15 protein-coding genes are annotated in these 12,222 nt (G+C 54.7%); 1 reads left to right on the forward strand and 14 read right to left on the reverse strand.

Annotated features, from left to right (window positions below; translation table 11 throughout):
- Positions 1–5: 5 nt before the first annotated feature.
- The 5 genes from M5M_RS03570 to M5M_RS03590 form a co-directional block, all read right to left on the reverse strand.
- The gene (locus M5M_RS03570; RefSeq protein ID WP_015046102.1) at positions 6–986 is read right to left on the reverse strand and encodes a malate dehydrogenase; all 981 of its coding nucleotides are present in this window, start codon (positions 984–986) and stop codon (positions 6–8) included.
- Between the two features lie 148 nt (positions 987–1,134).
- Positions 1,135–1,761: a dUTP diphosphatase gene (locus M5M_RS03575; protein ID WP_015046103.1), complete on the reverse strand. Its 627-nt coding sequence runs from the start codon at positions 1,759–1,761 to the stop codon at positions 1,135–1,137.
- A gap of 9 nt (positions 1,762–1,770) precedes the next feature.
- The gene (locus tag M5M_RS03580) at positions 1,771–2,550 is read right to left on the reverse strand and encodes a TatD family hydrolase (protein ID WP_015046104.1); all 780 of its coding nucleotides are present in this window, start codon (positions 2,548–2,550) and stop codon (positions 1,771–1,773) included.
- Between the two features lie 90 nt (positions 2,551–2,640).
- The gene (locus M5M_RS03585) at positions 2,641–2,991 is read right to left on the reverse strand and encodes a PilZ domain-containing protein (protein ID WP_015046105.1); all 351 of its coding nucleotides are present in this window, start codon (positions 2,989–2,991) and stop codon (positions 2,641–2,643) included.
- Between the two features lie 56 nt (positions 2,992–3,047).
- Positions 3,048–4,046, reverse strand: a complete 999-nt coding sequence (locus M5M_RS03590) for a DNA polymerase III subunit delta' (protein ID WP_015046106.1) — start codon at positions 4,044–4,046, stop codon at positions 3,048–3,050.
- A gap of 64 nt (positions 4,047–4,110) precedes the next feature.
- On the opposite strand from M5M_RS03590, the gene M5M_RS03595 reads away from it, so the two are divergent.
- Positions 4,111–4,767: an RluA family pseudouridine synthase gene (locus M5M_RS03595; protein ID WP_015046107.1), complete on the forward strand. Its 657-nt coding sequence runs from the start codon at positions 4,111–4,113 to the stop codon at positions 4,765–4,767.
- A gap of 15 nt (positions 4,768–4,782) precedes the next feature.
- Here the strand turns inward: M5M_RS03595 and tmk are convergent, their stop codons facing one another.
- From tmk to rpmF, 9 genes are all read right to left on the reverse strand, one after another.
- Positions 4,783–5,409 carry a dTMP kinase gene (tmk, locus tag M5M_RS03600; protein ID WP_015046108.1) on the reverse strand — a complete coding sequence of 209 codons (627 nt, stop codon included), beginning with the start codon at positions 5,407–5,409 and terminating at the stop codon, positions 4,783–4,785.
- A 10-nt stretch (positions 5,410–5,419) separates the two neighbouring features.
- A complete protein-coding gene (gene mltG / locus M5M_RS03605) occupies positions 5,420–6,445 on the reverse strand; it encodes an endolytic transglycosylase MltG (protein WP_015046109.1) in 1,026 nt (341 codons plus the stop codon).
- Positions 6,446–7,291, reverse strand: a complete 846-nt coding sequence (locus tag M5M_RS03610; RefSeq protein ID WP_015046110.1) for an aminotransferase class IV — start codon at positions 7,289–7,291, stop codon at positions 6,446–6,448. It lies immediately after the preceding gene.
- Positions 7,292–7,458: 167 nt separating this feature from the next.
- Positions 7,459–8,697, reverse strand: coding sequence for a beta-ketoacyl-ACP synthase II (gene fabF, locus M5M_RS03615; protein ID WP_015046111.1), 1,239 nt, complete (start codon positions 8,695–8,697; stop codon positions 7,459–7,461).
- Between the two features lie 112 nt (positions 8,698–8,809).
- Positions 8,810–9,046, reverse strand: coding sequence for an acyl carrier protein (acpP, locus tag M5M_RS03620; protein ID WP_015046112.1), 237 nt, complete (start codon positions 9,044–9,046; stop codon positions 8,810–8,812).
- Positions 9,047–9,236: 190 nt separating this feature from the next.
- Complete coding sequence (fabG, locus tag M5M_RS03625; RefSeq protein WP_015046113.1) at positions 9,237–9,974, reverse strand: 3-oxoacyl-ACP reductase FabG; 738 nt, start codon at positions 9,972–9,974, stop codon at positions 9,237–9,239.
- A 23-nt stretch (positions 9,975–9,997) separates the two neighbouring features.
- Positions 9,998–10,939: an ACP S-malonyltransferase gene (gene fabD / locus M5M_RS03630; protein ID WP_015046114.1), complete on the reverse strand. Its 942-nt coding sequence runs from the start codon at positions 10,937–10,939 to the stop codon at positions 9,998–10,000.
- 16 nt (positions 10,940–10,955) lie between these two features.
- Positions 10,956–11,987: a phosphate acyltransferase PlsX gene (gene plsX, locus M5M_RS03635; protein ID WP_144062379.1), complete on the reverse strand. Its 1,032-nt coding sequence runs from the start codon at positions 11,985–11,987 to the stop codon at positions 10,956–10,958.
- Between the two features lie 10 nt (positions 11,988–11,997).
- Complete coding sequence (gene rpmF / locus M5M_RS03640) at positions 11,998–12,180, reverse strand: 50S ribosomal protein L32 (protein WP_015046116.1); 183 nt, start codon at positions 12,178–12,180, stop codon at positions 11,998–12,000.
- Positions 12,181–12,222: the final 42 nt, after the last annotated feature.

The following is a 12,222-nucleotide window of genomic DNA, read 5'->3' on the forward strand; positions in this document are numbered from 1 at the left end:
GCCTATCAAGGCAGCAGCGCTTTCACAGCGTCACGCTCTTCCTGCAACTCTTTTTCGGTTGCCAGCATCTTGGCCTTGGAGAACTCGTTGATCGAAACGCCCTGAACTATTTCCCAATCGCCGTTTTTGCAGACGCAGGGGAAAGAGTAGATCAGGCCTTTTTCAATGCCATAAGAACCATCGCTGTAAACACCCATGCTCACCCAATCACCTTCAGTGGTGCCCAGGGCCCAATCGCGCATATGGAAAATAGCGGCGTTGGCGGCAGAGGCGGCGGAAGAGGCGCCACGTGCTTTGATGATGGCAGCGCCACGCTGTTGTACCACAGGAATAAATTCGTTTTCGTACCAGCTCTGCTCAATCAGACCCATGGCGTCAGCGCCATCAACGGTGGCCTGATGCAGATCCGGATACTGGGTAGACGAGTGGTTACCCCAGATAGTGAGTTTTTTCACATCGTTGATGGTTTTACCGGTTTTTTGGGCAATTTGCGTCTGGGCACGGTTGTGATCCAAACGTGTCATCGCGGTAAACTGACGCGGGTCGATGTCAGGGGCATTGCGCTGAGCAATCAGTGCATTGGTATTGGCGGGGTTACCCACCACCAGAACCTTGATGTTTTTGTTGGCATGGTCGTTAATCGCCTTGCCTTGGACGGAAAAAATCGCCGCGTTGGCTTCCAGCAGGTCCTTGCGCTCCATACCTGGGCCACGTGGACGGGCACCGACCAACAGTGCGTAATCAGTATCTTTAAAAGCCACATTGGCGTCATCAGTGCACACCATGCCCGCCAGCAATGGGAAAGCACAATCGTCCAACTCCATCGCCACACCCTTCAGTGCTTCCAGGGCCGGGGTGATTTCCAGCATCTGCAGGATCACGGGCTGATCTTTGCCGAGCATTTCGCCGGCTGCAATGCGGAACAGGAGGGAGTAGCTGATCTGACCAGCGGCGCCGGTCACGGTAACTCGTACAGGTGCTTTCACGATGTATCTCCGTATCGTTGGTTCTTGTGCCTAATAAGCGGCGCACATTATAGGCGCTTGGGGGGAAAATTCACCTTAAACTGGCTGAATACCCCTATTTACAAAAAGAATACCCTTTATTCTTCCCATGTATATGACTGATGGTTACTCAGGCCTGCTGGTAGCGCGCCGCCAGTGCTTTGTATAACGCATCGGCAAAATCCGGCGCATTAGCGTCCAACCCGGCGACCGCTTCAACCAGATGCTCATTATCCTCTCTGCCAGACCAAAGCTTTTTATAACTGCCATCCTTGTAGCCATGATCCTGCCGGAAGAAGTTAAGCACGTTTTTTCCCACATAGCCGGTATACAAGCTTTCAAAATCCAGTCCGCTGGCGTTCATCAGGGCCGCAAACCCCTCGACGCTGAACTTGCGGGTGTTAAGCGTGGCGCCCGCAAAGGCTTCTACAGCCAATCTGAATTGCTCTTCGCTGCCTTGGGCGCTGCCCAACCCCGCCAGCCCCTGCACCAGATCTTCCAGCAGTGCCTCGCGCGATTTTTCGTCAACCAGTAGCTGACTAAGGCCAAAGTGCCAGATGTCTATCAATTCCAGTTGCACCTGCGCCAGATCTGGCGCCTGCTTTTTCCACCACTTCCAGCCGAAATGATCCAACAACTCAGCGCATTCCACCCAAATTGCCCGATACCACGCAAATCCCTGTGTTCGCCATTGTTCGTTTACTTTGGTGTTCATGCTGTCCTGAAGATCAAGCATGGTGCTCAGTTGCTGACGCATTATGTCTCCCTATACCGTGCGCTCGGCGCGGTTGAATAATCGGTAAAAATTTTCTGTGGTCTTTTGAGCGAAGGCCTCAAAACTCAGGCGTTTCAAATCGGCAAGAAACTCCGCGACTTCGCGAACATATTGCGGCTCATTGGGCTTGCCTCGAAATGGCACCGGCGCCAGATAAGGCGAATCGGTTTCCACCAGTAACCGGTCCATCGGGACGTACTCTGCCACCTCCCGTAATGCATCGGCATTGCGGAAGGTCACAATGCCCGACAATGAAATGTAATAGCCCATATCCATCGCGGACCGGGCCATAGCAACATCCTCGGTAAAGCAATGCAATACGCCGGCACTGTCGTGACGTCCGTATTGTTCGATCAGATCCAAAGTATCTTTACGTGCATCGCGCGTATGCACCACAACGGGCAAACCGGCTTGCCCGGCTACGTCCAGGTGCATGGCAAAGCTTTCGCGCTGTATCGCTTTGGTGTCTTCGGTGTAATAATAATCGAGACCGGTTTCTCCAACCGCCACCACATGGGGCCTGCGCGTCAGCGCCAACAATTGCTCGCGGGTGATTGCACCCTCCTCCACATCCAACGGGTGTGCCCCCACAGACGCCGATACTTGAGGGTATTGCCCGGCAATCGACAATACGGCCTCCACGTTCTGGCTGGAGATGGCAATACACAACAAATGCGAAACACCGCGCTCTGCTGCCGCTTCAATAGCCTGGGCCAAACTCCGGTCGCCCAGCTTCAGGCGATCGAGGTGGCAATGAGAGTCCACTAACACAGGAACATCCTCTCGGTATTTTTGGGGTGATCTTTCTCGCGCACACAAAAAAGGCCAGCATGCTGGCCTTTGGCGCGCGAACAAAGCATTTTACATGGTATGGGTTGGTCTGTCCGAGGTCAGAGAACCCGCCAAGTAGGTCTCGATTTTGCTGACGGCCATGTTGTCCTGATCGTTGAACTGGACACCAATGCCAGACGCCCTTGTCCCCTGCGCACCTTTAGGCGTGACCCACACGACTTTACCGGCCACCGGAATTTTTTCACCTTCATCCAGCAAACTCAGCAACATGAACACTTCGTCGCCAAGCTTGTACGCGCGTGTTGTGGGGATAAACAGGCCGCCATTCTTCACAAAGGGCATGTAGCTCGCATACAACACCGCCTTGTCCCGGATGTTCAGGTTCAGGATTCCGTTACGGGCGCCGCCAATTGCTGCCATGTGACTGTCCTTATTGGGTCAATAGTGCAAGTCTAGTGGTAATTGCCGTCAACTGTCTAGCGCAGCCCGGCACGACACAGTGCCTGCCAATCCAGCGCCAGCTCCTCCAGCAATAGCTGCGCGTTGGGATTGGCGCCACTGGTCAATGCCCTCCGCGCACGCGCCAGTTTGTCATAGTAGCGATGGATATGAGGTACCGCCGCGGCCCCAAGCCGTTCACCGGGAATATCGGCGTCGCCAATGCCCAGCTGTAATTTACGCAACAGGGCGCTTAGCCAGTATTGCAGCCACTGCAGCATTTGCTGATGGTCCATACCGAGCCATTGACCCGCTACGTCCAGCGCAGTTACCTCCCCCGCTGTCAACGACCGCATCAGCGCCATTAATGCGGCATGTTGCTCCAGCCGGTCATCATCTAACAGATCCCGCGCCTTAAGAGGGGCTCCGCCTGCCAAGCGCAACAGCGCTTGGGCATCTGCCCTACCCGTGCATTGAGGCTCAAGCCAGGGTAAGACCTTATCTTCCGCCGGCTCAGGCAGCAGCAACATCCGGCAGCGACTTTTTATGGTGGAGAGCAGTGCACTGGGTTGATGGCTGACCAGAATAATGTGGGCGTTGCCAGCCGGTTCTTCCAGATTTTTGAGCAACGCGTTAGCCGATGCGGTATTCATCGCTTCGGCGGGCTGGATGACTACCACCTTGCGACCACCCTGCTGGGCAGTTTGACTTAAAAAGTGATTAACCTGCCGGACCGGATCAATACGGATGGCTTTGCCCGGGGATTCAGGCTCGACCAATAACAGATCCGGGTGGGTATGGGCTTTCAGCAACAGGCAGGATTTACATTTACCGCAAGCGCTGAAGGCAGCCTGAGTCTGACATATGAGCCGGTGCGCCAGCACCATGGCCAGCTGGGACTTGCCCACTCCCGCCCCTCCGGCGAGGAGGAGCGCATGGTGCAGCCGGTCCGCTTGCAACGCGCTGTGCAGATGCTCCCATTCGGCGGCTTGCCAGGGCAACGGACTCAAATCAACGGGGTAGTCTTCCAGCGCCATTGGTATCTGCTTGTCTGTTCATCAAGGGGGTATTTTGCCATACTCGCGGCTCGCGAGGTAAACCATGCACCACACCCAGTTTCCACATCCCTGGCAGCCAGAACCCTTATTTCTGGACGAACACATCATCGCAGTGAACAAACCCGCCAATATGCTGAGCGTTCCGGGCAAGGGGCCAGACAAGCAGGATTGTCTGGTTGCCAGAGTGAGCGCTGTATACCCGGATTCACTCACAATTCACCGGCTCGATTACGCGACCTCGGGCGTTATTTTACTGGCGCGCAATACAGTCGCCCATCGGGCAATGAGCCGGCTGTTCGAAACCCGCAACATCGAAAAACGCTATGTCGCGGTGGTGGCAGGCCTGGTTGCACAGGAAACCGGAGAAATCAATCAACCGCTGATATGCGATTGGCCCAACCGTCCGCTGCAGAAGGTGGATCACGCGCAAGGGAAACCGGCCACTACCCGTTACCAAAGGATTGATATCAATCCCCATGTGCCCTGCTCCCGGCTTGCACTGACACCCATTACCGGCCGTTCGCATCAATTACGCGTACACCTGCAGTGGTTAGGGCATCCGATTCTGGGGGACGAGTTTTATGCACCTTCAGAAATCAGACAGTTATCGAGACGCTTGCTGCTGCATGCCGAGCGCGTGGCGTTTACCCACCCAATTACCGGTGCAGCAATAGCGATTGAATGCCCTGCTGAATTCTGAACCGGGCACGGTGATTCAACGGGCCAGTAATTGATCGAGCACAGCAGCCAGCTCGGCCTGAACCTGCTCGAGCGACTGACCTGCATCCACCACCCGAAAGCGATGAGGTTCCGCCTGTGCCCGCGACAGATAACATTGCCTGACACGCTCAAAAAACGCCTGCGCTTCCGTTTCAAACCGATCCAGAGCGCCCCGTCGACCGGCGCGCGCAAGCCCTGCAGACACATCGATATCCAGCAACAAAGTGCAATCGGGCCGTAGCGGTCCTTGCACAACCTGCTCTAGCTGGGCAATCAACGACACATCCAGCCCTCTGCCTGCACCTTGATACGCATAAGTTGCATCGGTAAACCGATCGCAAAGTACCCAGTTCCCTTCGGCTAACGCCGGGCAAATGACCTGATTGAAATGCTGCGCACGGGCGGCAAATACCAACAGGAGTTCGGCAGTGCTATCCACCGTTTCATCGCGCTGGGCCAACAATAATTCGCGAATATTTTCGGCCAACGGGGTGCCACCGGGTTCACGGGTTCGCAATACGTTTATACCCCGTGCTTCAAGGTATTGTTGAACAAACGCCATATTGGTGGTTTTACCCACGCCTTCGGTGCCTTCAACAGTAACAAATAAACCGGACTTCACTGAAACTCCTTTACGGATTTTTTGGAACCGAACGGTAGTCGGCCTTGCGCTTTAACTGGTAGTTTTTTACTGCGCGATTATGTTCTTCAAGCGTATCGGAAAACTGGTGATAACCATCACCTTTAGCGACAAAATACAAACTGCTGCCTGCATCTGGATGCAACGCCGCGTAAAGTGATCGGGCGCCGGCCAGCGCGATAGGTGTTGGCGGCAGCCCTTTAATAACATAGGTGTTGTAGGGTGTCGCGGTCTGCAAATCTTTTTTGCGTAAATTACCCTGATAGCGGCTTCCCATCCCATAGATAACGGTGGGGTCTGTCTGCAGCCGCATATTTTTTTTCAGCCGCCGGACAAAAACGCCGGCAATTTCTTCGCGCTCTGCATCAATGGCGGTTTCTTTTTCCACAATCGACGCCATAATCAATGCCTCATAGGGCGACTGATAAGGCAGATCCGGCGCGCGGTCTTCCCATAACTGGTCCAACAGGGTCGCCTGTTTGTTGTGAGCCTGTACCAGAATATTCACATCCGAATCACCGCGCTGGTAGTGATAAGTATCCGGAAAAAACCAACCTTCCGGATGTGCCGCCCACTCCATCCCGAGCAGCTGTCGCTGTGCCTGCCAGCTGAGCCCCGATAATTTTATCTGCAGATAATCCAGGCTTTGCAAATAATCGAGCGTTTGCGCATAGGTCCATCCCTCGAGAATCTGTGCACGGTATTGCACTACATCGCCGGCAATCAGCTTTTCCAGTAACGCCAATCGGGACAGCGCCGGCTCAATTTCATATTCTCCCGCCTTGATCGCAGTGCGGCCGTTCAGGCGTGCATAGATCAACCAGAGCTTCGCCTCCAGAACACCCTGCGCTTCCAGTCGGTTGGCCAATGCGATAAGGGATTGTCCGGCGGGCACCTGGATAGTGGCCTCCTGTTTCAGACCGAGTGGCTGAGTGATCCACCACTGCAGGTAAAAATGTCCTGCCATAACGAGGACAAAACCCACCACCACTAACGATGCCAGCCATCGCTTAATCACTTAGCTTTGCTCCTTTGCGTCGAATACACCGCTTGCGTGCTGCACCAACGCCTGCATTAAATCGTGCTGTCCGAAAGCCACCGCCCGGCCACGCAGATTAACACTGTGGATTGGCAGCACACCATAGTTACTGTTGACCAGTGCCGCTGCCTGCATTGTCTCGAGCGCACCAACGCTAACCGGGGCAATAGTGAGAGCCGGGACATTTGCCAACAACCACTCACGCATAACCCCTGCAACGCCACAGGATTCTACCGGCGGTGTGACCAGTTGATCATTGATCACACACACCAGATTGGCACTGGTGGCTTCTACCAGATTGCCCTGACTATCGGCCACCAACCCCTCAAACACATCGGCACCCAACTCCGCTGCGGCGGCAATTTGTTCAAGCCGATTACAGTGCTTCAAGCCACCGAACATTGTGGGCATCAGACGGGTATTACACAGCGCAACGATCACATTGTCAGGTCTGACAAAGTGCCGTGCAAACCATTGGATAATACGGGTAGGCGCAATCTCCGCAGGGGGCCGGTAACCTCTTGGCCCTTCTCCACCGGTCACGGTAATGCGTACCGTCGCGTCCACTGAACAAAAAGGCGGCCGGTTCAACAGTTGCAGAAACTCCGTTTCGATCTGGACTTGAGCTAACCCAGCGTCGTGGCCACTGTGCAGTCCCAATGCCTGCATACCTTTAACCAACCGCGCCAGGTGCAAGGACCACAGCGGCGCGTACCCCTTAACGACACGGACGGTTTCAAACAACCCCTGGCCGTACAGCAAGCCCCGATCAAGAACAGACACAGCAGAGGCTGGCGCGCCATTAATGAGCGTAAATTGCTGCAATGCCGGCCTCCAGATGAAGTTGACAGGTGTTTAGCGATGAACAAAGTATGTCAGACACGCTATAACAAGGTGTATTAAGAGACAAGGCCTGCCCAGAATGCAGGCAATTCCGAATATGGCAACCACAGCGGGAAAACAGCGCGGCGGGCATGCCCGCCGCGCAATTGCTAAACGCGCTTAAATACCAGCGTGCCGTTGGTGCCACCGAAACCAAAGGAATTGGACAGGCTGACCTCGATGGGCATTTCCTGTGCGGTGTGCGGCACAAGATTTATGTCACAACCATCGCTGGGATTATCGAGGTTGATTGTGGGTGGCGCCACCTGATCGCGGATCGCCAGAACACTGAAGATCGCCTCAACGGCACCGGCTGCACCCAGCAAGTGACCAATCATGGATTTAGTGGAACTAACGGCCACCTTGTCCTGCGCGGCGCCCATCACCGACTTCACCGCCATACACTCGGCGATATCACCGGCCGGTGTCGACGTACCGTGCGCATTGATGTATTGAATCGCATCGGCGTTGAGGCCGGCGTCTTTGAGCGCATTGCGCATAGACATGGCAGCACCCGCGCCGTTCTCGGGTGGCGAGGTCATATGGTAAGCATCACCGCTCATACCAAAACCGATCAGCTCTGCATAGATCTTGGCGCCCCGTGCCTTCGCGTGCTCGTACTCTTCCAGCACCAACACACCGGCACCGTCGCCGAGCACAAAACCATCGCGATCGCGATCCCATGGCCGGCTTGCGCGCACTGGGTCATCATTGCGGGTAGACAGCGCCCGCGCGGCGGCAAAACCACCCAAACCAACCGGCGTGGTGGCCATTTCGGCGCCACCGGCCAGCATAACATCGGCTTCACCGTATTGAATGGAGCGGGCGGCCAGACCAATCGCATGAGTACCGGTGGTACAAGCGGTGACTACCGCCAGATTGGGACCTTTAAAACCGTATTTGATACTCAGGTTACCCGCAATCATGTTGATGATAGCGCCAGGTACAAAAAACGGAGATATACGCCGCGGGCCCTTTTCCTGGATGGTCAATGCGCCATCGGCAATAGAACCAATGCCGCCAATGCCGGAGCCGATAACCGCGCCGATGCGCTCAGCATTTTCATCCGTCACCTCAATGCCGGCATCTGCCCAGGCCTGAATACCGGCGACCATACCGTACTGAATAAATGGGTCCATTTTGCGCGCGTCTTTCACGGGCAAATAGGGCTCAACATCAAAATTTTTTACCGACGCACTGAAGTGCGTGCTGAAGGCGGCGGTGTCAAAGGTGGTAATGGGTGCAACGCCACTTTTGCCTGCCAGGATGGCAGACCAGGTTTCAGATACCGTGTTACCTACCGGTGACACCATACCCATGCCCGTCACTACTACTCGTCTACGCGACACAATGAAGTCTCCAATCAGACGGCAGCGCCGCCGTTATGACAATCCATAAAACAAAAGCCGTACTATCGCGAAATAGTAACGGCTTTTGCGAACCAGAAGTTCTTAACGTTGATTACGCGAGGTGCTCGTTGATGTAATCGATCGCCAGTTGAACAGTGGTGATTTTCTCTGCTTCTTCATCAGGAATTTCAGTTTCGAATTCCTCTTCCAGAGCCATAACCAGCTCTACGGTATCCAGAGAATCTGCGCCCAGATCTTCAACGAAAGAAGCGTCGTTTTTAACTTCTTCTTCTTTTACACCCAGCTGCTCGGCAACAATCTTTTTTACGCGCTCTTCAATGCTGCTCATAATCGTATTCAACTCCTAGTTGGTAAAATCGGTTAAACCGCTGTCGTACATCTGACATCGGACAAATGTTCTGGTGCTACGGCCAACACGGGTCGGCATTTTACATCTATTTTTGAACCGTTGTAACGCAAACCGGCCAAAAAAATACTCAAACACCAATTAACTCAATAAAAACAATAGCTTACATAGCTTACGCCATGTACATTCCACCGTTTACATGAATCGTTTCGCCAGTGATATACGCGGCGGCATCACTGGCCAAAAAGGCCACTACAGAAGCAATTTCCTCTGGCTGGCCCAGGCGTGCCAGCGGAATATTGGCCAGCATCATTTCTTTCTGACTGTCGGACAGCTCTTTGGTCATATCTGTATCAATAAAACCAGGCGCTACCGTGTTGACCGTGATATTGCGCGACCCCACTTCCTTCGCCAAGGCACGGGCAAAACCACCCACACCCGCTTTGGTGGCCGCATAATTGGATTGACCCGCGTTGCCCATCGCACCCACGACCGAGCTGATATTGATGATGCGCCCCCAGCGCGCTTTCATCATACCGCGCAAACAACCTTTACTCAGGCGATAGATTGCACTCAGATTGGTATTGATCACATCAAACCACTCGTCGTCGCCCATGCGCATCAACAGGTTATCTTTGGTGATACCTGCATTATTAACCAGCACCTGGGGTGCGCCATACTTTTCGCCCACGGCTGCCAACAGCGCAGCAACGGAGTCGGCATCGGTGACATTCAACACCATCCCCTCGCCTTTCAGGCCCTTTTCCGCAAGGCGGGCAGAAATGGCGGCAGCGCCTTTTTCACTGGTGGCCGTACCGATAACTGTAGCGCCGTTTGCACCCAGCTGATCAGCAATTGCGGCACCAATACCCCGACTGGCACCAGTTACCAATGCAATTTTGTTTTCCATAGCAGTATCCTCTCTGGGCAGCATTAAACTTCGGCCGCCAATGCTTTTTCAAATTCGGCGACAGAGCCCGTTGTCGTCGCCGATAAACTTTTATCAATGCGCTTGGCCAGACCAGCCAACACGGCACCAGGCCCGCACTCCACGAGCTGTGTCACGCCAGCGGCAGCCAACGCCTCGACACAGGCAACCCACCCTACCGGGCTGTAAATCTGCTCAATCATCAAGGCCTTGATTTTGGCCGGGTCCGCTTCAGTTTTTGCGTGGACATTGTGCACAACGGGTATCTGTGGCGCGGTGAAGGTTGTGGCTTCAATCTGAGCGGCCAGCTTATCGGCTGCCGGTCGCATTAAACTGGTGTGGAATGGCGCACTCACCGGCAAAGGCAGCGCGCGCTTGGCGCCCGCATCCTTACACAGCGCCATCGCTGCTTCTACTGCCGGCGCCTGACCCGCGATCACCACCTGACCGGGCGAGTTAAAATTCACCGCTGACACCACGCCTTGTGCGGACGCCTGCTCACAGGCAGCGACAATGGCTGCATCGTCCAAACCAATGATTGCCGCCATGGCGCCTTCCCCGGCCGGCACCGCGGCCTGCATAAACGCGCCACGCTGCTGTACCAATTTAACGGCATCTTCAAACGCCACCACGCCGGCACACACCAACGCAGACCACTCACCCAGGCTGTGTCCCGCTAACAGGCTGGGTGCTGCACCCTGTTTTTCCTGCCACAGACGCCAAAGGGCAACACTGGCAGTGAGCAATAAAGGCTGGGTCCGCTCAGTGAGGTTGATATCTTCCTGGCTGCCATTTTGTACAAGGTCCCACAAGTCATAGCCGAGCACACCCGATGCCTGGGCAAAGGTTTGCTCGATAACGGGGTTTTGCTCCGCCAGATCGGCCAGCATGCCGATTTTCTGGGAGCCCTGACCGGGAAATACAAATGCGAGATGCGGGTTAGCCATAGGTATATTCTCTTCTTTATTTAATCTGGTCAGCGAGGGGATCTGCAACCGGATTAGGGGAATCGGGGTTTGAAAAATGCTGCGCCAATGCGGTACTGAATCCACTCTCGGCCTGCGCGATAGCCACCGACAGGGCATTGGCAAACGCCGCCGCATCCGCACCACCATGGCTCTTTATCAGCTGACCAGACAGTCCCAAAAAACTGGCGCCATTATAGCGGGCGGGATCAAACCGTGTTCGCCATTTTAGTAAAACAGGTTTGGCTAACTGGCCAACTAATTTGCCGTACCAACTGCCGGAAAAAGCGGCCTTTAACTGCTCAATCAGAAACAACGCGGCACCCTCGCTGGCCTTGAGCGCAATATTGCCGGTAAAGCCGTCAGTCACCACCACATCCACATTGCCGTCGAGCAATTGGTTGGCCTCAATAAAGCCCTGAAAGTGTATCTGCGGCTCTGCGGACAAGGCCGCTGCGGCGGCGCGAATGGATTCACCGCCTTTATTTGACTCGAGCCCGATATTCAACAGAGCCACTGACGGCGCCTCGGCAGGCGACAATACACTGGCCATGCGGGCAAACTGACACAGCTGGGCCGGTGACACATCCACATTGGCACCCAGATCCAATACCAGGGTATGTCCCTTGCGCGTGGGCCAACGCTGACAAATGGCCGGTCGTTCGATGCCGGGCAGCATACCCAGCAATCGTTTACCCGCCACCATTAAGGCACCGGTATTGCCACCGCTCACACACGCATCAGCCTGACCAAGCGAAACGGATTCAACTGCCCGCCAAAGGCTGGCGCTTTTATGACGCAGTATATCTGTGGGCTTCAGGTCAGAATCAATCGACGCACAATCAGATACCAGCTGCACACGCACATGGGAACGCAACTGATCAGGCAACAGCGGCAAGGCGTCTGGAGTGAAAAAAATTGTGAAAAAAAGCTGAGGATGCTGTGCCAAAGAGATTTCACAGGCACGAAAAACAGCGCGGGGACCTAAGTCCCCGCCCATAGCGTCTACGGCAATTCGTAGCTTGGTCAAGCGCGAAAATTTATTCGTCGCTGCCAGTGTCGATCACTTTCTTACCACGGTAGAAACCATCGGCAGTCACGTGATGACGACGATGCTTTTCACCGCTGGTTGGGTCGATGGACAGGGTTGGGCCTGTCAGCGCATCGTGGGAACGACGCATATCGCGACGGGAACGAGACTTTTTGTTTTGCTGTACAGCCATGATAGCTCCTACTTACCAAATGGACTGAAGCCGGGGCGCCTC

The organism is Simiduia agarivorans SA1 = DSM 21679, assembly GCF_000305785.2.
Lineage (GTDB): Bacteria > Pseudomonadota > Gammaproteobacteria > Pseudomonadales > Cellvibrionaceae > Simiduia > Simiduia agarivorans.